Origin of the sequence: Paramixta manurensis (assembly GCF_013285385.1) — a bacterium.
GTDB classification, from domain to species: domain Bacteria; phylum Pseudomonadota; class Gammaproteobacteria; order Enterobacterales; family Enterobacteriaceae; genus Paramixta; species Paramixta manurensis.
Window position 1 is genome coordinate 2095764 of the sequence record NZ_CP054212.1, and the last position, 22079, is coordinate 2117842.

22 protein-coding genes and 2 pseudogenes are annotated in these 22079 nt (G+C 51.8%); 9 read left to right on the top strand and 15 right to left on the bottom strand.

Features of this window, described 5'->3' with window-relative positions; all coding sequences use genetic code 11:
- Positions 1–6 precede the first annotated feature (6 nt).
- The 5 genes and pseudogenes from PMPD1_RS10170 to pth all read right to left on the bottom strand — a co-directional run bounded on the left by PMPD1_RS10170 (position 7) and on the right by pth (position 4159).
- Entirely contained in the window at positions 7–1692 is a 1686-nt protein-coding gene (locus tag PMPD1_RS10170) for a dynamin family protein (RefSeq protein WP_173633928.1), read from the bottom strand.
- Between the two features lie 28 nt (positions 1693–1720).
- A pseudogene (locus PMPD1_RS10175) lies at positions 1721–1817 on the bottom strand (IS5/IS1182 family transposase); the annotation flags it as partial.
- A 68-nt stretch (positions 1818–1885) separates the two neighbouring features.
- Positions 1886–2115: pseudogene (locus PMPD1_RS10180) on the bottom strand (tyrosine-type recombinase/integrase); the annotation flags it as partial.
- Between the two features lie 201 nt (positions 2116–2316).
- The gene (ychF, locus tag PMPD1_RS10185) at positions 2317–3408 is read right to left on the bottom strand and encodes a redox-regulated ATPase YchF (RefSeq protein WP_173633929.1); all 1092 of its coding nucleotides are present in this window, start codon (positions 3406–3408) and stop codon (positions 2317–2319) included.
- Between the two features lie 163 nt (positions 3409–3571).
- A complete protein-coding gene (pth, locus tag PMPD1_RS10190; protein ID WP_173633930.1) occupies positions 3572–4159 on the bottom strand; it encodes an aminoacyl-tRNA hydrolase in 588 nt (195 codons plus the stop codon).
- A gap of 254 nt (positions 4160–4413) precedes the next feature.
- Between pth and ychH the strand changes: the two genes are divergently transcribed.
- Positions 4414–4704, top strand: a complete 291-nt coding sequence (ychH, locus tag PMPD1_RS10195; RefSeq protein WP_173633931.1) for a stress-induced protein YchH — start codon at positions 4414–4416, stop codon at positions 4702–4704.
- Positions 4705–4724: 20 nt separating this feature from the next.
- Here ychH and PMPD1_RS10200 read toward each other — a convergent pair whose 3' ends face one another.
- The 4 genes from PMPD1_RS10200 to lolB all read right to left on the bottom strand — a co-directional run bounded on the left by PMPD1_RS10200 (position 4725) and on the right by lolB (position 8686).
- Positions 4725–5900 carry a GGDEF domain-containing protein gene (locus PMPD1_RS10200; protein WP_173633932.1) on the bottom strand — a complete coding sequence of 392 codons (1176 nt, stop codon included), beginning with the start codon at positions 5898–5900 and terminating at the stop codon, positions 4725–4727.
- A gap of 221 nt (positions 5901–6121) precedes the next feature.
- Positions 6122–7069, bottom strand: coding sequence for a ribose-phosphate diphosphokinase (gene prs / locus PMPD1_RS10205; RefSeq protein WP_173633933.1), 948 nt, complete (start codon positions 7067–7069; stop codon positions 6122–6124).
- Between the two features lie 139 nt (positions 7070–7208).
- A complete protein-coding gene (gene ispE / locus PMPD1_RS10210) occupies positions 7209–8066 on the bottom strand; it encodes a 4-(cytidine 5'-diphospho)-2-C-methyl-D-erythritol kinase (protein ID WP_173633934.1) in 858 nt (285 codons plus the stop codon).
- Positions 8063–8686, bottom strand: coding sequence for a lipoprotein insertase outer membrane protein LolB (lolB, locus tag PMPD1_RS10215; RefSeq protein WP_173633935.1), 624 nt, complete (start codon positions 8684–8686; stop codon positions 8063–8065). The genes ispE and lolB overlap by 4 nt, the downstream gene beginning before the upstream one ends.
- A 214-nt stretch (positions 8687–8900) precedes the next feature.
- Between lolB and hemA the strand changes: the two genes are divergently transcribed.
- The 6 genes from hemA (at position 8901) to kdsA (ending at position 14296) form a co-directional block, all read left to right on the top strand.
- Positions 8901–10157 (top strand): glutamyl-tRNA reductase, encoded by a 1257-nt coding sequence (gene hemA, locus PMPD1_RS10220; RefSeq protein ID WP_173633936.1) that lies wholly within the window; start codon positions 8901–8903, stop codon positions 10155–10157.
- A 36-nt stretch (positions 10158–10193) separates the two neighbouring features.
- Positions 10194–11276 (top strand): peptide chain release factor 1, encoded by a 1083-nt coding sequence (gene prfA, locus PMPD1_RS10225; RefSeq protein ID WP_173633937.1) that lies wholly within the window; start codon positions 10194–10196, stop codon positions 11274–11276.
- A 5-nt stretch (positions 11277–11281) separates the two neighbouring features.
- The gene (gene prmC / locus PMPD1_RS10230) at positions 11282–12112 is read left to right on the top strand and encodes a peptide chain release factor N(5)-glutamine methyltransferase (protein WP_173633938.1); all 831 of its coding nucleotides are present in this window, start codon (positions 11282–11284) and stop codon (positions 12110–12112) included.
- Between the two features lie 95 nt (positions 12113–12207).
- On the top strand, positions 12208–12603 hold the full coding sequence (locus PMPD1_RS10235; RefSeq protein ID WP_435529735.1) for a SirB2 family protein: 396 nt from the start codon (positions 12208–12210) through the stop codon (positions 12601–12603).
- The gene (sirB1, locus tag PMPD1_RS10240) at positions 12600–13409 is read left to right on the top strand and encodes an invasion regulator SirB1 (RefSeq protein ID WP_173633940.1); all 810 of its coding nucleotides are present in this window, start codon (positions 12600–12602) and stop codon (positions 13407–13409) included. The genes PMPD1_RS10235 and sirB1 overlap by 4 nt, the downstream gene beginning before the upstream one ends.
- A gap of 32 nt (positions 13410–13441) precedes the next feature.
- Complete coding sequence (gene kdsA, locus PMPD1_RS10245) at positions 13442–14296, top strand: 3-deoxy-8-phosphooctulonate synthase (RefSeq protein ID WP_173633941.1); 855 nt, start codon at positions 13442–13444, stop codon at positions 14294–14296.
- Positions 14297–14334: 38 nt separating this feature from the next.
- Here the strand turns inward: kdsA and chaA are convergent, their stop codons facing one another.
- Positions 14335–15432 carry a sodium-potassium/proton antiporter ChaA gene (gene chaA / locus PMPD1_RS10250; protein WP_173633942.1) on the bottom strand — a complete coding sequence of 366 codons (1098 nt, stop codon included), beginning with the start codon at positions 15430–15432 and terminating at the stop codon, positions 14335–14337.
- Positions 15433–15766: 334 nt separating this feature from the next.
- Between chaA and chaB the strand changes: the two genes are divergently transcribed.
- Positions 15767–15997, top strand: coding sequence for a putative cation transport regulator ChaB (gene chaB, locus PMPD1_RS10255; RefSeq protein ID WP_173633943.1), 231 nt, complete (start codon positions 15767–15769; stop codon positions 15995–15997).
- A gap of 248 nt (positions 15998–16245) precedes the next feature.
- Positions 16246–16923: a gamma-glutamylcyclotransferase gene (locus PMPD1_RS10260; protein ID WP_173633944.1), complete on the top strand. Its 678-nt coding sequence runs from the start codon at positions 16246–16248 to the stop codon at positions 16921–16923.
- 35 nt (positions 16924–16958) lie between these two features.
- Here PMPD1_RS10260 and PMPD1_RS10265 read toward each other — a convergent pair whose 3' ends face one another.
- The 5 genes from PMPD1_RS10265 to tagF are packed head-to-tail and all read right to left on the bottom strand — an operon-like array spanning position 16959 to position 22069.
- The gene (locus PMPD1_RS10265; protein WP_173633945.1) at positions 16959–18371 is read right to left on the bottom strand and encodes a serine/threonine protein kinase; all 1413 of its coding nucleotides are present in this window, start codon (positions 18369–18371) and stop codon (positions 16959–16961) included.
- Positions 18372–18426: 55 nt separating this feature from the next.
- Positions 18427–19377: a hypothetical protein gene (locus PMPD1_RS10270; RefSeq protein ID WP_173633946.1), complete on the bottom strand. Its 951-nt coding sequence runs from the start codon at positions 19375–19377 to the stop codon at positions 18427–18429.
- Positions 19378–19391: 14 nt separating this feature from the next.
- Positions 19392–20168 (bottom strand): PP2C family protein-serine/threonine phosphatase, encoded by a 777-nt coding sequence (locus PMPD1_RS10275; protein WP_173633947.1) that lies wholly within the window; start codon positions 20166–20168, stop codon positions 19392–19394.
- Positions 20165–21331: a type VI secretion system-associated FHA domain protein TagH gene (gene tagH / locus PMPD1_RS10280; RefSeq protein ID WP_173633948.1), complete on the bottom strand. Its 1167-nt coding sequence runs from the start codon at positions 21329–21331 to the stop codon at positions 20165–20167. Before tagH ends, PMPD1_RS10275 begins: the two co-directional genes overlap by 4 nt.
- A gap of 39 nt (positions 21332–21370) precedes the next feature.
- Complete coding sequence (gene tagF, locus PMPD1_RS10285) at positions 21371–22069, bottom strand: type VI secretion system-associated protein TagF (protein ID WP_173633949.1); 699 nt, start codon at positions 22067–22069, stop codon at positions 21371–21373.
- Positions 22070–22079 lie beyond the last annotated feature (10 nt).

Sequence of the window (22079 nt, forward strand, 5' to 3'; positions counted from 1 at the left end):
TCCTGCTTAGTGATAGAGGTAAGATGTGGCTAATGCTTTTAACTTAGTAGAGAGCGATTGAAGCGCCTCGATCTGCTTGTCAATGTATTCTTGTGCCTGCTCCTGTTCATGCTGATAAGTGGCAATCAGGGTTCTTTGCTGATTGATCTGTTCTTCGAACTCGTTGCTGACACTGTTCAAAAGGGCATTCAATTGCTCATCAACAATTTCAGGTAGTGCTTTGCGCATTTCGCTTTTAATCCCAGGGAAGATGGAATTTAATAAGTTGCTGCGCGCTTTCTCTTCGGCATTAAACGAAGAGAAGAAGCGAATAATTTCCGGCAAAAAGACAATCACAATTTCAAGCACAGGATTTAGGACAGAAGTGCTGATAGCAAACACTGTCGAAATGAGTCGGTATGTTTTTCCTGCATCTGCTTTGTTTGGGAATTTTTCGCTGACGGTTTCAAAAAAACTGCTCACGGCTTTCAACTGACTCTCAGTCTTATCGGCAATATTTTGGGTCCAATTCTGATCCAGAGAAGCCATCACTGGATTATTTTGCATCAGGTTAATGGCAATGCCATCCACCAATTCGGAGGAGATCTGTTCCATCTCATGTTTCAGATTTTTCGTGAGGTTAGAACGAATAATATCGGCAATTTCACGCTCCAGCGCCGGAGCAGCGTTTTTCTGGGTTAAAAGGTGTGTCAGCCGATCGAGCTGATTATTGAGCTCTCTGTCAATCGAGTTAATGATGCGTGTAACAAGCGGGTCTGAGTAACGATACTTCAGCTCTTGCTGAGCCCTGTTATGCTGGCGAATCAGCTCATCCAGCGACAGTTCAAGAGATTGAAGAGCGCTGTGGTTATCACTTTGGCTATTATTAACCACGTTGCAGGAAAAATTGATCTGATTGATGAGATCGATGTTCTGATCTTTCAGTCCGTCGAGGAACACATTACTAAATAATATTTCCGGATCTATTGTTGCCAGTAAGCCGCTGAGCGCCGCCGATGAGGTGTTATCAATGGGGATTACATGCTTCTCAGCACTAAAATAGAGTTCAAGCTGGTTGTCAATATAGTCTGAAACTTCCTTAACCTGTTCTGCTGCGCGCAGATTCACTTTACTCAGAATAAATGAGAAGTCACTGTTAAAGACTTTGATGTTATCAAGTTGACGTAAAATAGATTGCGTTAGGGTTCCTTCCTCAATACTGGTGACAACAATAAAATGAACGCCACGAGGAAGGTAATAGGCCAGCGCTTTATTATGGTTTTCGAGGGAAGAGCCGTAACCCGGCATATCAACCAGAATCAACGGGGCAATAGCTTCCAGAGTCGGGCAGTTGAGGTACAGCCGTAAGTGGCAGTAATCGCTGGTTTTTTTATTTATCACGGCCAAATCTTCAACGGGTAAACGCACTTCGCTACCATCATGCTTGATCGCCTGTAGCCAGGGTTCAGGTGAAAAATGCAGTTCGGTGGCAAGTTCAGTCTCAGGCGCAATACCAACAGGCAACACATCCATACCCAAAAACGTATTCAGTATTGAGCTTTTCCCTACGCTAAATACTCCAATCACCGGGACAAGAAGTTCCGTTTTTTCAATCCGGGCAGGTAACGTCTTGTCCCAGTCGAATTCCGAACCTTTTAAAAGGGTGTTTAGCTGATGCGTATATTCAATAAATTGCTGCTGTGTCTTTAGCATTAATAATTAATCCATCTCAAAAGTTATCTTAGAGCCTATTCCAGACGATGATATTGCAAGCAAAATGTAGCATCGCCTCGTAGTTATCGGCTTTCTTCTCCCATATCTTTAGTGCGGCGAAAGCGAATCAACAATCCACTATTATGTTTAAGCATTCTGAAATGCTGTTCCATTGGGCTATTATCGAAAACAAGATAGGGAGCATACCGATTACGGGGAAAACCACACGCTCAAGCATATCTCGTTGGCGCGTTTTGGTGATTTCTGCTCAGTCTTTCATTGCAATCACTCTTTAGCAATCAGCTCAAAGGTGGATGCGTCTTTGCCGTTAGGTTTTACTTTTAGGTTTAACTTATTGAAATTATTAAGAAGATAAAGCTTTTCTTTGGGTTTTACCGTGCGGCATTGCGTGTTGGTGAACATAACGATTCCTTGTCTATTTCTTATACCATCATTGTACTCATCTGAAATGAAGATGGCAGTTGATTATAATCAATTTCTGCTGCGCTTCTACGCTATAACCTGAGTCACTATGAAAGCAAAAATCCACGCGAATGCGTGGATTTTAGATGTTTTTTAAGCGCCATGAGATTTCGTAAAATCCCATAAGGTCACAGAAGCAAATTAGACGTTGAACAAGAAGTTCATCACATCGCCATCCTTCACAATATACTCTTTGCCTTCAGCACGCATCTTGCCGGCTTCTTTCGCGCCTTGCTCGCCTTTATAAGTAATAAAGTCTTCATAGGCGATGGTTTGCGCGCGGATAAAGCCTTTTTCAAAGTCGGTATGGATTTTGCCAGCCGCCTGCGGAGCGGTCGCGCCAACCGGAATAGTCCAGGCGCGTACTTCTTTAACCCCGGCGGTGAAGTAGGTTTGCAGGTTGAGCAGGGTATAACCGGCGCGAATAACGCGGTTTAGCCCTGGTTCTTCCAGGCCCAGCTCAGCCATGAACTCATCACGCTCTTCATCATCCAACTCAGCGATATCCGATTCAACCGCCGCGCACACCGGTACCACCACCGAACCTTCTTGCGCCGCAATTTCACGTACCTGATCCAGGTACGGGTTATTTTCAAACCCATCTTCATTGACGTTGGCGATATACATGGTGGGTTTCAGCGTCAGGAAACTTAGATAACGAATCGCCGCTTTCTCTTCGGCGCTCAGATCTAAGGCACGTAACATCCCGGCATTTTCCAACTGCGGCAGGCATTTTTCCAGCGCCGCCAGTTCGGCTTTTGCATCTTTATCGCCGCCTTTGGCTTTTTTCTGCACGCGATGAATAGCACGTTCGCAGGTATCCAAATCGGAAAGCGCCAGCTCGGTATTGATCACATCAATATCCTCCGCCGGATTCACTTTACCGGAAACGTGAATGATATTGTCATTCTCGAAGCAGCGCACCACATGACCAATCGCTTCAGTTTCACGGATATTGGTCAGAAACTGGTTACCTAAGCCTTCACCTTTTGAGGCGCCTTTTACCAGACCGGCAATATCGACAAACTCCATTGTGGTTGGCAGAATACGCTGAGGTTTCACAATCTCCGCCAGTTTGTCGAGACGTGAGTCAGGCATCGGCACCACGCCGGTATTCGGCTCAATGGTACAGAACGGGAAGTTGGCCGCCTCAATACCCGCTTTGGTCAACGCGTTGAACAGGGTGGATTTCCCGACGTTAGGCAGGCCGACGATACCGCATTTGAATCCCATGTTTGAATCACCTTAATCGCTTAATAATCAAGACGTTCATTTACGCCTTAATTGAAACAAAGAAAAATCTGCGCGCATTATACACGTAATTATTACCGGGATGGCGGGGATTTCACGACCTGACGCTATCGTGGCCCACATGTGTCCGCCAGCCCGGAAGAGGTTAGCCTGCTTTAAATGCGTGCAGCCGGTTCATTGCCTTGAGACGATCCTCTTTTAACCACAGCTCGGTACAACGCGCGGCTTCATCAATCGCCTCTTCAATCAGCGTCTGCTCGGCGGCTTGCGGCTTGCCCAGCACAAAGCCAACCACCTTATTGCGATCGCCAGGATGACCGATACCAATCCGCAAGCGGTGGAAGTTGAGGTTGTTACCCAGCTTGCTAATAATGTCCTTTAAACCGTTGTGACCGCCGTGGCCGCCACTTTGCTTAAATTTTGCGACGCCAGGCGGCAGATCCAACTCATCATGCGCCACTAAAATTTCTTCCGGGGCAATGCGATAAAAGGTCGCCATCGCCGCAACCGCTTTTCCACTGAGGTTCATAAAGGTGGTAGGCACCAGCAGACGGACATCTTCGCCGCCGAGCGAAAGGCGCGCGGTGTAGCCAAAAAACTTGCTCTCTTCTTTTAATGACTGATTGTGGCGTTCAGCCAGCAAATCGACATACCAGGCACCTGCATTATGGCGCGTAGCGGCGTATTCGGCGCCGGGATTGGCAAGGCCAACAATCAGTTTAATACTGCTCACGGTAATCAGTTCCTGAACATGCGCAAAGAGCGATAGTTTACCGGGCCAAACCGGAGAATACAAAAAGGAACCAATGGGATTGGTTTCGGAAAGAAACAATACAGTTTCTATAAATAATCAGCCGGTTATACGTAAAGTTTTGTCAAAAATAACCAGATTGTGTGATCTAACACGCATCGTAATATTCAGCGATCTCCTAAACTTATTAGCACTTAGCAATACGTGCTGTGATTTGTAGCGAATGGAGGTGGTGCATGAAACGTAAAAGCGCGACATTAGCAGGTAACTTCCTGATGGGACTAGGGTTGTTCACCATGATTGTGGGCGTGGGATATTCGGTCCTGAATCAGTTACCGCAACTCAACTTGCCGCAATATATGACGCATGGTGCGATTTTTAGCATCTTTATTGGCGCATTATTGTGGTTAACCGGCGCCAGAATTAGCGGGCGCGAAAAAGTAGCCGATCGTTATTATTGGTTGCGTCACTGCGGCGATAAACGCTGCCGTCGCCAGTCGGAGTCGCAGCGCCACCATCACGGCTAATAATATCCCGGTGGATCGCTTCAGGTCTGCCGGGGATACCACTCCATCGTATCGGCGGGCTCGTCGGAAAAAAACGCCTCAACCCGATTTCGCCCTCTGGCTTTAGCGCGATACAAGGCTTCATCTGCTGCCACCATTAGGTTGGCGAACTGCGGTTTTCGCCGGGCGGTTGCAATGCCAATGCTGACCGAATAGTTGACGTTATTTGGCGCTGAACGTTGCACCGCCAGCCGGATACGCTCACTCAGGGCATAAGTATTTGGTGCTGAGCTAATCAATATTGCGGCGAACTCTTCACCGCCCAGGCGAGAAAAATACGCATCCGCTGGCAACGCCGCCATGGTTACCTGACAAAAATCAATCAAGACCCTGTCGCCTTGCACATGCCCGTAGCGATCGTTAATGCTTTTAAAGTGATCGAGATCGAACAAAATCACGCTAAGCGGCGCGTTGTGTTGTAGACAGCGCGCTTCAAGTTTCTCTGCACGAATGAATAAAGCGCGTCGGTTCCACACGCCGGTGAGGGGATCGAGTAGCGAGGCTTGCTTGTACTTTATTTGCGTGCGCTCATTCACCATCGCCATAATGGTAAACGTCAGGCCGATAACAAATAAAATCGACTCCATAATCACATACACGGAAAAGGTCGAACCGCCAATGGCGCCGCGTAGCGGGCTGACGGAGCCTTGATCGAGAAAGATCCGCAACACATGAAAGCACAGATGGATCCACAACAATAAACGAGCCGGCCAGAAGGTAATGCGTAAGGCGCTACGCGAACGGGAAAGGGATTGGATCAGAGCGGCAATATAGATAATGCACAGCAGGCAACTGACAATAATGCGTTTCGGTAGGGAATAGTAGAAAGCAGGGAACAGGCACAACAGCGCCCATAACAGCGCGCCGCCCAGCCAACTGTAACCGCAAGGTTGCCCGGCAAATACGCGAAAAGCATTGAGTAACATGCCGTAACCAAGCAACAGCATGATATTACCCAGCCCAACCGGTAAAAACTGTAGCCCGAGGGTACGCAAACTACTTAAGAACACCGCAATCAGTATCATGACAAGCGCTGCGGAGGTAAACCCCAGCACGCGATCGTACTGTGAACCGCTCCAGGCGAATAACATAACGATGCTCAGGAAAGCCAGCACGGCGAGTTCGCAAATAAACAGGGTGTAGACGTCGAGAGACATGTCAGGCTTTCCGGAGTAACGATCGCAGCAAAATACCACTTATGCCGCAAGGGCAAAAGCAAGGCGGTTGGTATTGCAGTAAAAAAGGCGATACGTCATCTCCTGGCTAAATTTCCAGGTAGATAATAGCGAGACGGAGCGCGATGGCGGGGGCTTTGTATGGGTGAGCGAACGGAAGTAAAAAGAAAAGCCGGATTTACCCGGCTTTCCGTTAGTACCAATTAATGCTCAAACATGGCGGAGATCGATTCTTCGTTGCTGATGCGACGAATCGCTTCGGCCAGCATGCCTGAAAGCGTTAAGGTGCGTACATTTGGCAGCGCTTTAATTTCATCCGATAACGGAATGGTGTCGCAAACCACCACTTCATCAATCACCGAGTTACGCAGGTTTTCTACCGCATTACCGGAGAAAATCGGGTGGGTCGCATAGGCGAAGACGCGTTTTGCACCGCGTTCTTTCAACGCTTCTGCCGCTTTGCACAAGGTGCCGCCAGTATCGATCATATCGTCAACCAACACGCAGTCACGACCGGCAACATCACCAATGATATGCATAACTTGTGAAACGTTAGCGCGTGGACGGCGTTTATCAATAATCGCCATATCGGTATCGTTTAACAGTTTTGCAATCGCGCGTGCGCGCACCACACCACCAATATCGGGTGAAACCACAATCGGATTTTCCAGGCCGATTTGCAGCATATCTTCCAGCAAAATAGGGCTGCCGAAGACGTTATCTACCGGGACATCAAAGAAGCCCTGAATCTGTTCTGCGTGTAAGTCCACCGTCAAAACGCGATCAACGCCGACGCTGGAAAGAAAATCCGCCACAACTTTAGCGGTAATCGGCACACGAGCGGAACGGACACGCCGATCCTGGCGCGCATAGCCAAAGTAAGGAATAACAGCAGTAATACGACCAGCAGAAGCACGACGCAGCGCGTCAACCATAACGACCAGCTCCATCAGGTTGTCATTAGTTGGGGCACAGGTGGACTGGATGATGAAAATATCACCACCGCGTACATTTTCGTTAATTTGTACGCTTACTTCACCATCGCTAAAGCGACCGACGGCAGCGTCGCCCAGGCTGGTGTAAAGGCGGTTGGCAATACGTTGTGCTAGTTCCGGCGTAGCGTTACCAGCAAAAAGCTTCATGTCAGGCACGAGAAGAACCTCAGGCTTTGCGTCCAGAGAATGAACAGGCTCACAGCGGCGGCGGCACTTTGCCGCTGTAACCGTTCATACGGGTATGTTGATGCATCACGTGCAGCGTCAGGAACAGGTGACACTGTCACGCTCACGCTTAATGCCCGGAAAGGGTACGATGCAACGGAGAGACATTAACGCCTCGCGCCACAAATCCACGCAACCATTTCGGGGCCAGCTCAAGCACCTGACGGGCTGCAGACTCGGTGTCGAATTCAGCAAACACACAAGCGCCAGTTCCTGTCAGGCGCGACGGCGCGTATTCTAGCAGCCAGGAAACAAGCTCATCAACCTCGCGAAAACGTTTTCTTACGACTGCTTCACAATCATTGCTGAAAGGGGTGTTCAATAATAGCGCAATGCTGCGCTTTGGCGTATCGCGTTTTAGGTCAGGATGATTAAAAACTAACGGAGTAGGAACACTAACGCCGGGGTGGGCCACCAGATACCATTTCTCCGCCGGTTCGACTGCCTGCAGTTGCTCGCCAACGCCTTCAGCAAACGCGGCATGGCCGGCGACAAAAACCGGCACATCCGCGCCAAGACGCAGGCCAAACCGGGCCAATTCATCCAGAGTAAAACCGCTCTGCCACAGGTGGTTCAATGCGACCAGTACCGTCGCGGCATTGGATGAGCCGCCGCCAAGGCCACCGCCCATCGGAAGACGTTTATCAATGCCAATCTCGGCGCCCGCCTCGGGGGAAAGGCTGCCGCGCGCCAGCGCCTGGGTTCTTAGCAGCCTGGCGGCGCGAATAATCAAATTCTCCTCATCCGCCACGCCCTCCACCGGCGCGAGCAAACGAATTTGCCCACTCTGGTTCGGCGTAATGGTTAGCGTATCGCCATAATCAAGGAACTGAAACAGCGTCTGCAACTGATGATAGCCGTCATCCCGACGGCCGGTGATGTAGAGAAAAAGATTCAGCTTTGCCGGCGAGGGCCAGGTGGTGATCATTGCAGGGTCCAGCTATCCATACGCAGTTTGATGCGCTGATCGCCTTCGCGCAGCTCCAGATTGCTCGGCAAGTCTGGCGTGACTTTATTATCGTAACCCTGATAGGTCACTGCCCAGGTTTGGCCGTTACGTTGGTAGTTTAACGATTGCAGACGATATACGTTATCCAACTGGAAGTCGCTTGCATCGCCCGGTAGGCCGAGGATCCACTGACGTAAACTGTTAAGTGGAATATCCATACCGGTCAACTGCGAAATCATTTTTTCCGCATCGTTGCTGACATAGCGATGGCCTTTGCTATCGACCAGTTGCACCACGGAGCCCTGTGCATCCAACTGGAGTTCGGTGCTGCCTAACGGGTTAGTTAGCAACAGGCGATAACGGTCTGGCGCGCTTTGTTGCCAGTTAAAGCGGGCATAGACTTTTTGTTTATCAGAAATATAAGCAAAAGAACCCCGCGTTTGGTAATGGGTGACTTTTTGCACCGCCTGTTGATGTTGTTGCCATTGAGGGGAGTCAGGGCTTTGACCAGGCGCATGGGGTTTATTAATGGTACAAGCGGCCAGCAGCAGGCTGGCGAGGGGGAGAAGCTGCAGTAAGCGGCGTTTCTGCGAATACATAAGGTGGTCATCTCCTCAGACACGTTTTTAATTCGTAACCGCTAACGCTAACCATCCGCGTTTAAGCCGTCAATGCTCAAATTGCCTTAATTTCGCTTAATCGGCTATATCTTATTACAGTCATAGGCTTTGTATGGCTTTTCTTGATCCCGCGCATCTTGTAGAATGCGCGTCATAAACCCTGGCAACATTGGGATAACTCGCCTGGATCACCATGACGCTGCTGGCTCTCGGAATTAACCACAAAACGGCCCCCATCGCGCTACGCGAAAGGGTTACCTTCTCACCAGATACGCTACAACAGGCGCTGAACAGCCTGCTGGCGCAACCGCTGGTGCAGGGAGGCGTGGTGTTGTCGACCTGTAATCGCACTGAGCTCTATTTGAGTGTTGAGCAGCAGGAGAACTTGCAAGAGCAACTGGTCCGCTGGCTGTGTGATTATCATCACCTAAGTGCTGATGAAGTGCGCAAGAGCCTGTATTGGCATCACGATAATGAAGCCGTTAGTCATTTGATGCGTGTCGCAAGCGGTTTGGATTCATTGGTGCTCGGCGAGCCGCAAATTCTCGGGCAGGTAAAAAAAGCGTTTGCAGATTCGCAACGCGGTCATTCGCTCTCCAGCGAACTGGAGCGCATGTTCCAGAAAACATTCTCAGTGGCAAAACGGGTACGGACGGAGACCGATATTGGCGCCAGCGCGGTTTCGGTCGCGTTTGCCGCCTGTACATTAGCGCGTCAGATATTTGAATCGCTGGCCACGGTCAACGTTTTATTGGTCGGTGCCGGTGAAACCATCGAGCTGGTCGCGCGCCATCTGCGCGAACATAACGTGAAGAAATTACTGATTGCTAACCGTACCCGCGAACGCGCACAGGCGCTAGCGAGCGAGGTTGGCGCTGAAGTCATTGGCTTGGGCGATATTGATGCGCGTCTGGCCGAGGCGGATATTATTATTAGTTCAACCGCCAGCCCGCTGCCGATTATTGGCAAAGGGATGGTGGAGCGTGCGCTGAAAGCGCGCCGTAATCAGCCCATGTTGTTGGTGGATATTGCGGTTCCGCGCGATGTGGAGCCTGAAGTGGGTAAGTTGCCTAACGCCTATCTGTATAGCGTGGATGATTTGCAAACGATTATCGAAAACAACATGGCGCAGCGTAAAGCGGCGGCGGTGCAGGCGGAAACCATTGTGGCGCAGGAGAGCGGTGAGTTCATGGCCTGGCTGCGTGCGCAAAGCGCCGTTGAAACCATTCGTGATTACCGTTCTCAGGCAGAGTTAGTGCGCGCAGAGCTTGAGTCGCGGGCATTAACCGCCTTACAGCAGGGCGCCGATGCGCAAGATGTCTTGCGTGATTTGGCGCGGAAGCTGACCAATCGTTTGATCCATACTCCTACCAAATCTCTCCAGCAGGCCGCTCGCGATGGCGACGAAGAACGTCTGCAAATTCTGCGTGACAGCCTCGGGCTGGAATAGCGAACAAAATAAAATTTACAAGGTAAACCATACCAAATGAAGACTTCTATTGTTGCCAAACTGGAAGCCTTGCAGGAACGCCACGAGGAAGTGGAAGCCATGCTGGGTGACGCGGGCGTGATTGCCGATCAAGAGCGTTTTCGCGCTTTATCGCGTGAATATGCGCAGTTGACCGATGTCAGTCAATGCTTCCGTCAGTGGCAGCAGGTGCAGGACGATATTGAAACCGCGGAATCGCTGCTTAGCGATGTTGAGATGCGTGATATGGCGCAGGAAGAGCTGAAAGAGGCCCGTGCGCGTAGTGAACAACTGGAGCAGCAGTTGCAGGTGTTGCTGTTGCCGAAAGATCCCGATGATGAACGGAACTGCTTTATTGAAGTTCGTGCCGGCACTGGCGGCGATGAAGCGGCAATTTTTGCCGGCGATCTGTTCCGTATGTATAGCCGTTATGCCGAGAGCCGCCGTTGGCGGATTGAAATGGTGAGCGCCAGTGATGGCGAGCACGGCGGCTACAAAGAAGTGATTGCCAAAGTGATTGGTGAGGGCGCCTATGGGCGTCTGAAGTTTGAGTCTGGCGGTCACCGCGTACAACGCGTACCGGAAACCGAATCGCAAGGTCGTATTCATACTTCTGCTTGTACTGTGGCGATTATGCCGGAAGTCCCGGAAGCCGAGCTGCCGGAAATTAACCCGTCTGATTTAAAAATCGATACCTTCCGCTCTTCGGGCGCGGGCGGTCAACATGTTAACACCACCGATTCGGCGATTCGTATTACTCACTTACCGACCGGTATTGTAGTCGAGTGTCAGGACGAACGTTCACAGCATAAAAACAAGGCTAAGGCCTTGTCGGTGTTGGGCGCGCGTATCCATGCGGCAGAAATGGCAAAGCGCCATGCCGAAGTGGCCTCAACCCGTCGTAACCTGTTAGGCAGCGGCGATCGTTCCGATCGTAACCGTACCTATAATTTCCCGCAGGGACGGGTGACCGATCACCGCATTAATCTGACTTTATACCGCCTGGATGAGGTAATGGAAGGCAAGCTGGATGCGTTGATTGAACCGATTGTTCAGGAATACCAGGCCGACCAGTTGGCCGCGTTGTCAGAGCAAGATTAAGCATCATGGATATTCGATGTTGGCTAAAAGCGGCCGTTGCGACCTTGCACGGCGGCGACAGCCCGAAGCGCGACGCGGAGGTGTTACTGGGGTTTGTGTTGGGCAAATCCCGCAGTTGGTTGATTGCGTTTGATGAAACGCCGCTTACTGCGCAGCAGCAGCAACAACTGGATGCGTTACTTGCCCGGCGCGTCAGCGGCGAACCGGTGGCGCATTTAGTCGGGGAGCGCGAGTTCTGGTCGCTGCCGCTCACGGTTTCTCCCGTTACGCTGATCCCACGTCCGGATAGCGAAATTCTGGTTGAACAGGCGCTAGCACGCCTGCCCGCCACACCGGCCTCGATTCTCGATCTCGGCACCGGCACCGGCGCAATTGCGCTGGCGCTGGCGAGTGAGCGTCCTGATTGCCAGGTACTCGGCGTTGATCGGATTGATGAGGCGGTAGCCCTGGCGCAACATAACGCCGCGAAGTTGCAGATCGCCAACGCGACATTTATGCGTAGCGACTGGTTTAGCGCAATTCCTCCCCAACATTTTGATGTCATCGTGAGTAATCCGCCTTATATTGATGCAGACGATCGGCACCTGTTAGAAGGGGATGTCCGCTTCGAGCCGCGTAGCGCATTGGTGGCTGGCGAGCAGGGGTTGGCGGATATTCGTCTTATTGCGCATGGCGCACGCGAAGCGCTGTCCATCGGCGGTTGGCTGTTGTTGGAGCACGGTTGGCGGCAGGCGCAGGCGGTGCAGGCCATTTTGCGCGAAAATCAGTTTACTGCGATTGAAACCTGTCGGGATTACGCGGGCAATGAACGTGTTACCGTCGGGAGAAAACCATGAAATCCACGTGGAATAATAGCACTGGCAGAATGATGGCAAGCGTGACTCACGCCGATATTGCCTAATGTGACCAGTATAATAAGGAAAGCTCAGTGATCGCTTATTACGCAGCCATAAAATACCTTCATATCTTTACCGTCATCGTGACAATTAGTTTATTTGTCCTGCGTTTCTACTGGTTACGTACCGGCTCCGCAATGCTGTCGCGCCGCTGGGTGCGCATTGTGCCGCACCTTAACGATACGCTGCTGTTTATTTCCGGTATCTGTTTGGTACTGATCACGCATTTTTGGCCCTTTTCACCGCAGGGCGCATGGCTGACTGAAAAGCTGTTTGGCGTTATCATCTATATCGCGCTTGGTGGTATTGTGTTGGGCAAACGGCCTCGTGCGGGTAAAACGCGCTGGCTGGCCTTTATTATTGCCCTGGCGCTATTGTACGTAATCATTAAACTGGCTCTCACCAAAATACCACTATTGGGAATTGTATGACCTCCGTCGCCCACATCGATTTTTCCTCCACACCGCTTTGTGAAGCGCTGATTGCCGCATCGTGCGCGATTCGTGACGATTTTCCTTCGGAGACAGTCGGCGCGCAGTTACGGTCAATGGTTGCGGAAGCGCGGGTGTATATCGCAGCGGAGCAGCAGCAAGATCTGCGGCTGGAAAAACTGCTGGAGCTTTTCTATGGTCAGTGGGGGTTCGGCGGCGCTAGCGGCATCTATAATCTTTCCGACGCGCTGTGGCTCGATAACGTGCTAAAAAGCCGTCAGGGTACCGCGGTTTCGTTAGGGGTGATTTTATTGCACATTGCCGGCGAACTGGAGTTACCGCTAATGCCCGTGATTTTCCCGACGCAGCTGATTCTGCGCGCTGACTGGCTGGATGGCGAAATGTGGTTGATTAATCCGTTTACCGGCGAAACGCTTGATGAACATACGCTTGAAGTGTGGCTAAAAGGGAATATTAGCCCTACCGCCGAATTGTACGATGATGATTTGGATGAAGCCGAGTCCGTCACGGTTATCCGCAAGATGTTGGATACGCTGAAAGTGGCGCTGATGGAAGAGAAGCGCATGGAGATGGCGTTAAACGTCAGCCAGGTTTTGCTACAAATAGACCCGGATGATCCGTATGAAATTCGCGATCGTGGGTTAATTTACGCGCAGCTTGAGTGTGAACACATTGCGCTAACCGATTTGATCTATTTTGTGGAGCAGTGCCCCGAAGATCCGGTTAGCGAGATGATCAAAGTACAGATTCACTCAATTGAACAGAAACAGGTCACGCTGCATTAATGCGCGTGGCCCTTGCTTAAAAAGGCGAAGGCATGAAAGAAAAAGTAGTCAGCATTGGCGATATTAACGTCGCGAACGACCTGCCGTTTGTACTGTTTGGCGGTATGAACGTGCTTGAATCACGCGATCTGGCAATGCGCATTTGTGAGCATTACGTCACCGTCACCGACAAGCTGGGCATCCCTTACGTATTCAAAGCCTCTTTTGATAAAGCAAACCGCTCCTCCATTCGCTCCTATCGCGGGCCTGGCCTGGAAGAGGGTATGAAAATTTTCCAGGAGTTGAAACAGGCATTCGGGGTGAAAATTATTACCGATGTGCACGAAGCGGCGCAGGCGCAGCCGGTGGCGGATGTGGTAGACGTTATTCAGCTCCCGGCTTTTCTGGCGCGTCAAACCGATCTGGTTGAAGCGATGGCGAAAACCGGCGCGGTGATTAACGTGAAGAAACCGCAGTTTGTTAGCCCAGGCCAGATGGGGAACATCGTCGAGAAATTTGCAGAAGGCGGTAATGACAAAGTGATCCTGTGCGATCGCGGCGCCAACTTCGGCTACGACAATCTGGTTGTTGATATGCTCGGTTTTAACGTAATGAAAAAAGTCTCTAAAAACAGCCCGGTTATCTTCGACGTCACCCACGCGCTGCAAACTCGCGATCCCTTTGGCGCGGCCTCCGGCGGACGTCGTGCGCAGGTTGGCGAACTGGCGCGCGCCGGTATGGCGGTAGGTATCGCAGGGTTGTTTATTGAAGCGCATCCGGACCCGGAAAACGCCAAGTGTGATGGCCCGTCCGCGCTGCCATTAGATAAACTGGAGCCGTTCCTGGTACAAATGAAAGCGATTGATGACTTAGTGAAATCCTTCCCTGAGCTGGACACCAGCCGCTAAGCCTTTCTTACGGCGTGGCGCCCGCCACGCCGCCTTACTTATAGCATTATCGTCATCAAATACCCGACAAATAACGCCAGATGTGCCGCGCCATTCAACACGTTGGTTCGACCGGTTGAGAAGGAGATATGGCACAAAATCAGTACCGCGCTCATGATCACCATATGCGGTGGCTCAAGGCCAAATACTAATTGCTGACCGGTGAAAGTAGCAATCAACGTCACCACCGGCACGGTTAGCGAAATGGTTGCCAGCACCGAACCGAAAAACAGGTTCATTGCGCGCTGTACCTGGTTTGCCAATACCGCTTTAATGGCTCCCAAACCTTCCGGTGACAGGATCAACAGTGCGACAAGGAACCCGGTGAACTGTTGTGGCGCATTGAGTTCGGTTAACAGATGCTCAAGCGGCCCGGCATTCATTTTGGTCACCGCAATCACCGCCACTAAATGTACAATTAGCCAAAGTGTATGCCAGAGGCTACTGTGCGCCGACGGTTTACCATGGTGCGGGTCGCCATCATCGCTCTCATCCTCATGCTCATAAATAAACAAGTTTTGGTGGGTTTTGGTCTGAATTACCAGAAACACGCCATACATCGCGGCGGAAATGGCGGAGACCAATAAGGCCTGACCGGTAGTAAAGTCGCCGCCAGGCAACGCGTTAGGGAACACCAAAACCAAAATTGCCAGCGGAAAAATGGCAATCATATATTGTTTAAGACCCACCAGATTTAGATACTGCGTGGCGAATTTCCTGCCGCCCAACAGTAGGGCAAACCCCACCAGGCCGGAAGTGACGATCATAATAATCGAGTAGAGCGTATCGCGCATCAACGCAGGCGCCGCGCCGCCGGTTGCCATCAGCGCAGAAATGAGGCTAACTTCCAGTATCACCACCGAAAGAGAGAGGATCAGCGAGCCATAGGGTTCACCCAGCCGGTGAGCCAGCACATCCGCATGTCGCACCACGCTGAACGCGCTGCAAAGAATGCCGACCAGGGCTAACAAATTAATGCCGATAATTAAGGGCAATGAGGTAGAGGAGCCCCAGAGCGCCAATACCACCAGAGCGATAATCGGGAAGAGTAGTGAATACTCGGTATGGCGAGTTTTTGTGCTCTCATGCGCACCCATAGGCGGGCTCTCCTTTTGTGTCCTGAAAAGCGGAATTAAATAAGAGCCGGTCGGCCCTGTATTATTATGGTGTTAAATTGCTCTTATCACTGGAAATAGTGTAACGGGTCAATCAATAAAAAGGACTTTTTTTACCAAAGTTTACCCCTTGACATGATATTGCCTTAAAGCGGATATTTTTACTGCTTATCTGCGTTATCTTAGGGTTAATGAAGAGGTTAAAAAGCCTGCTTTACATTTTTCCTCACGCCAGTCTGAGTTGAATAACCCGCTACGCCTTGAACTCTCCGTACAGTGGTCCATGCTTTAAAGACCAATGAAAGGAGGTTTGATTATGCCTTATCAATCAAAAAACGCACTGCCCGATAGCGTGAAAAACGTGCTCCCCGCGCATGCACAGGAAATCTATCAGCAAGCGTTTAACCATGCCTGGGATGAGTATCAAGAGAAAAAGGATCGGCGCGGCAATGAGTCGCGCGAAGAGGTGTCGCACAAAGTGGCCTGGTCTGCGGTAAAAAGTAAGTATGAAAAAGGCGACGATGATAAGTGGCACCCGAAGCATTAAGCCATCATCTATTCGGTGAGGTTCTGTTGGCGAGCGGTGGCTCGCCAACCATAATCGGTTTTTCTTATCGTAGTGGGCCAATCTCGATTCTCTCCTCATTTTTTCTTCTGTGATCCACTTCAAACTTGAAAGCTATCCCGGAAATGAATAAGGTCATTAATAGCTGGCGAAACACCAGGTCTCAATACTGTTCTCATCAGGAGGGATGAGGAAGTCAGGCGCAGGGAGGGCAAGCTGAGGAGAAAAGGGTGTTAACGCGAGAATTCTTATTAAAAGCAGACTGTAAAACCGCTTTTGGCGATATCGAAGACTCGCTGTTATGGACCGGGGAACAGCGTGCCGCCTCGCTTGCCGCGACGTTGGCGTGCCGCCCGGATAACAGCCCGGTATGGATTTTCGGCTATGGGTCATTAATGTGGAATCCGGTGTTTGAAGCGGAAGAAATTGCCGCTGCCACGCTTAATGGCTGGCATCGGGCCTTTTGTTTGCGGTTAACCGCTGGTCGCGGCACCGCCAGCCAACCCGGCCGTATGCTGGCGCTGAAGCAGGGCGGTAAAACCAGCGGTCTGGCCTTCTGTTTACCCGAAGCGCGGTTGCATGATGAGCTGGAGTTGTTGTGGAAGCGCGAAATGGTCACTGGCTGTTATTTGCCGACGTGGTGCGATTTATTGCTGGATGATGGCAGAAAGGTTACCGCGCTGGTGTTTGTGATGGACCCGCGTCACCCTTTGTATGAGGCCGATACCTGCGTGACCACCATCGCCCCGTTAATTGCACGTGCCAGCGGCCCGCTGGGTACTAATGCGCAATACCTTTTCTCGCTGGAGCAAGAGTTAGTTAAGCGCGGCATGGACGATGAGTGTTTGCGTGATTTAGTACAGCAGGTGCGCGAGTTGCAGGTGAATCACCATCACTTACAGGGGTAGAGCGAGCCTGATGCGGCTCGCTGATGTGCGCGAATTCACTGGGACGAGGGGTTAATCAGCCAGGTTCCCGCTTTATCGATGGTTAATGTTTGGCGGCGAACCTGATTTTGCTGGTGAACTTCAACCTGATATTGGCCCGCCGCTAACTTCAACGTAGCAAAACCATTCTCAGCGGTCGTCGCCTGCCAGGCTTTGCCGTTGATTTGCAGCGTTTCACCATTTTTCAATTTGAGATAGACCGTGGCTATTTGCTGGCTGGCCGCAGCGGCGGAAGGCGCGGTTTCACGCCCGCCAGTTTGGGTGGACGACAGGTCGGTAGGGTTATCGCCGTGGTTAATAAACACCGTTAGCCCGATCACCGCCAATAGCGCCGCGCCGCTTAGAAGTAACAGCGGTGCTGAGAGGCGCCGAGTGGTGCGCGGCGTCAATGGCTCGGCCTGCGGCGCAGAGTGATTGACCGCCAACACCACCGGTTCTGGCGCATTAATGACTTCACTTTCCGGCAGCACTTCCGCGGGCGTGACCGCCGACACCAATTCTTGAACTTCGCTCACCGGTAAATCAATCAGCGCGGCAAAGGCGTCAATTGATTGCGGCCGATCCTCGGCTTTCATCATTAACGAGCGATCAATTGCGTGTAAGAGTGCTAATGAGTACCCGGCGGGCGCCTGTTCGGCCAGCGGTTGATAGCTATCTTCAATACAACGCACCACGCTAACCGGCGGCGGCGCGCCGGTGATCAGCGTATGCAACACGGCGCCGAGCGCGTAAATATCGGTCCACGGGCCTTGCTCGCTATCACTCTCCTCACTGTACTGCTCCAGAGGGGCGTAGCCTGGTTTCAGCATGATTTCCGTTTCATCTGATAAATTGCCGATCTCCTTACGCGCAGAACCGAAATCCAGTAATACCGGCAGTTGGCTATCTTGAATTTGAATATTGTCGAGTGCGATATCGCGGTGTAAATAGCCGGCCTGATGAATAGTACTAATTGCGCCGAACAGTGGCGGTAAGAGCTGACGAATCCACGCTTCATTAATGGTTTCGGGACGGGTTTGTTGCCACTCTTTGAGCGTCATACCGCTGTAGTAGAGGGTTCCCATATAGGCAGTGCCATTTTCTTCCCAGAAACGCAGTACGTGCAATAACCCCGGATGATTGAAACGCGCCAGTAAGCGGGCTTCCTGAATAAAACTGTGTAGCCCGGCAGTAAAGAGTTTCTGGTGACGTTCGCTGCGCAACGCCAGAGAAAGGTCCGCTTTGCGTACCGCCAGCGAAACCGGCATGTACTCTTTGATGGCGATGGTTCGTTCCAGCAAGTGATCCCAGGCGCGATAGACAATGCCGAACCCGCCGCCGCCGATAACTTCCTTAATCTCAAACTCATTAAAACGGTGTCCCGCCGCTAACGCGTTAGGAACGGTTTTATTATTTTCATTTGCCGACATAGTTGCCACTCTCTGAGCGCTTACCGCCTGCGCAGTGCAAGCGGTACGCCTGCAATTAATTAACGGTACGGTACGCGCCTATCGCCGGGTCGGCGAGGTCGGCATGTAAATCATCGACCAGTAAAACGGTCAGTTTCTGTCGCGCATCAACATAGGTTGACCAGTTTTTTTTGGTTTCATCGACGCGGCTTTTTACCGTTGCCACATTTTGCGCATCGCCTTTATCCATTTTTATCAGTAGCGCGCCATTAAATGCCCAAGCGTGAAGCGCAGGGTTAAAGGGAAGAAGTAGCCAACTACCCGCCGCGCCGCTCTGTGCGACAACCATCCGCTGCTGGTTGACTGCGACGATCTTCAATTCGTTGGCCTTTGGCGCCAGCCCGACCAGCGGGTAACCGTGATAAAAACTAACCGCGACAGGGGTCGTTTTACCGTTGCGGGTCAGTGACAGTGAGGTTTTTCCCTCCAGCCAACCGTCGGAAGAGCAGCTCAACGCATGGTCGTCCGGAATAAACAGGGCCTGGCTATCTTGATGCCAGGCAGTGCGAAACCCACAACCGCCTGGTAGGGTGAAGCGCGGCAACGGCGTGGTATCCGCCGGGCGTGATAAATCCAGCGGCGCGGCGTTACCGGCATCGGCTGCTTCGGTAGCGTCAGCGGTCACGATCAGACGCCAGTTTTGTTCTTTCGCCGCAGTACCGCTGGCTAATACGGAACCTTGCTTATTGGTCATTTGCCATGGTAACTCTTCCAGTTTCCCGCACTGGTTAGCGAGCAGGGTTCCGACGCGAGGTAAAAAATTGGTCAATACGTTGGAGGTCTTACTCTCACCGGAAACAATGCGCAGGGGGAGCGTTTCGGTACACCAATCGTCAGGGGCGCTACTGTCGACATTATCAATATATACTTCAAGCGCCAGGCTAGGCGAATAGACTACGCGATAATCCTCTGCGTGGACGGCAGAAGCCATCAGTAAAGTGATAATGCCGGACAGCCAGTATTTCATATCTTTCCTTGGTGTTAATCGCGAGGCGGCAAAACGCGTGCCGAATCAACCGATGAAAACAACAGCGTTGCGTCTTGCGGCGAACCCAGCCAGACGGCAACAGCGCTTAAATTATCACTTTTGGCGCTGCGGTTGACCACTTCTTGCATCAGTGAAAGCCACTCATCACAGTCTGATACCATCCTCAACGCTTGTTCCATTTCGGCGGTAGCAATGTTCAGCCAGAAGCCATCAGAGCAGATTAAAAAGGCATCGCCATCTTCCAGCGATTGCAACTCACTATAGGTGGCCCCGCGCTCCGCTTCCGCACCTAACGCATTATAAAGTAAATTGCTGTTAATTCCGGCATTTTCATAACCCGCTTCTCTCATTTGCTGCGCCAGACTATGGTCACGGGTAACCTGATGAAGGTAGCCGCGCCGAAAGTGATAAACCCGGCTATCGCCCGCGTGCGCCCACCATCCAAGCAGGTGAACGCGGTCAATAAATAGCGCGGCAAGGGTGGTGCTCATCTGCGAAAATTTCGGATTAATCCGTTGTTGTTCCCGTATCGCCAACCGACAGTTTTCAATCGCTTGTTGAGTTTGCGCCGGGCCAAGAAGGCGATCGCCATCCAGTTGGGAGAGTAACGTGTCACAGGCGGTCTTGGCGGCGATCTGGCCACCCGCTAACCCTGCCACGCCATCACAGACCACGAAACAGCCGCTGTGCTCGCCAAGCAAGGTACCGAGCCGGTCTTGATTAGTCTCGCGCGCGCCCTGCTGCGTAATGCTGGCAAAAGTTATATTCATTCATTAGCCGCTTTGGTTTGAGAATCTTTATACTGATTGACTTCGGCATCATAAGCGTGCAAAAACGCCTCACCGAATAAGGTATGAAAATCATCTTCTATTTCGCCAGCGGTACGCTGATAGTTGCGGATAAAAAAGTCCCACATCGCCGCCTTCCGCGCACCGGGAAAGCGCAACTTCGCCGTTAGCCCATCCTGGCGTGCGCTCTCTTCCAAACGCTGTGGATTAAACGATTGCAGCATAGCGGCGATGATGGCGCGGATCCCGGCAATCATCCCGAGCTGGTGGGCTTGTAAATCCACCAACGCATCGCGCACCGCTTGCTCTGGCTGCATGAACCCCGGCATTTGGCTCTGATACATCTGCATCAAGACGGTTTTGCCGGAGGGCAAAATTTTAAACGGGTTGTTGGCTTCATTCAGGATCATGGTCATTTCCGCTTTCACACCACGTTTGAGGATCGAGCGGGAAGAGAGCAGGGCAACCGTTCCCTGAGAGAATAGGCTCAGCATACGGCCAGTCATACGCATTTGTTCTTCGCTGAGCGGAATCGGATTTTGTCCGCTATCAAGCCCCATACCGTCGAGCAACGCCTGAATCAATTTCTCCTCGCTGACCGGCGCGACAGGCTCTTCCTGCTCACGCGGATGTCGGGGAACCGGGTCGATATCCAGCCGCGCGCCGCTGCTTTTTGTCGCTCGGGGACTACTGGCATCAATAAACTGGCCGTGATGCGTTGGCGTAATAATGGGCGCCTCGGGCTGCAAAATGCCGAGCGGATCGCGCGGCGCATCCTGCTGTTCGCTGAATAACGACAGTGGGTCGACCGCCTCCGCTTTCGGCGTCGCCTGATGCGCAGGGTCGCTGACCTCAATCTGATAGTCGCCAATACCTAACCTGTCGCCGTGATGGAGTAGCACCTGACGGCCACGTTCGAGCGGCATACCGTTGAGCACCACCGACGTGACGCTGCCACGGTTGGTGAGCCGACAGTGATTATCGGATGAAATATGAATTAATGCCTGCAGACGTGAAATCGCCCGGCTCTCATCAGGTAACACCAAATCATTATCCTGGCTGCGACCAATGGTTCCGCCGGGCGGCGCAAAATCCACCGCAGTGGTCGGTAACCTTGTCTCGCTTTGCACTATGGTAAATCGCATGAAATTTCCCGCATCAAAAGGTCTGGACCGCGCAAGACGTTACTCAAACATCGGCGGATAGAGCCCGTTACGGCCTGGTTGCGCGCCAGCGGCCGGATTAAACAGTAAGGAAAAAAGCTGCGCGGTTAGGCTGCCGCTATGTTTATGGGTGGCATGAACAAACCCATCGCTGCGGTTACTCCACCAATAGCTCATAAACTGATGGGGGTCGAACCGGTCCGCCACTTCATGCCAGCTCAACGTACAGGGTAAGTCTTGGTAACCAATAACATCCATAATAGCGGAACGTTGTTTTTCCGGCACTGGCAACGGTATTAACGAGGTTAATTGTTGTTCAAGTTGGTCGGGCGAAAGCGACTGACGCACGCCGCGTAGCAGCGTATCGCCCAGCGCTTGATACCAGTCGCCGGAGACGGCGAGCTGCGCGGGATGCCATTCATGCAGGGCAAAGGTGTGTAACGCCAGCAATGGCCAGGCACGTCCCACCCGATCGCAGGAGGGTAACAGACAGCCCATCTGGATACGTTGCACGCCAGCCGAGGGCGGTAAAACAAAGTTCCAGACCGGTGCGCGCAAAAATACCTCGGTCGAAACCGCCGGTTGATGGTGCCAATCAGATAACCCTTGTTGAAACCAGTTGGCCCAACTGGTGACGAGATTATCAGGCAGCCGCCGTTGGAGAAAATCACCGGCTACCGGCAATTTCCCGTACCAGCCGGGTGCCAGTCTCTCCGCCATAAAACGCCTC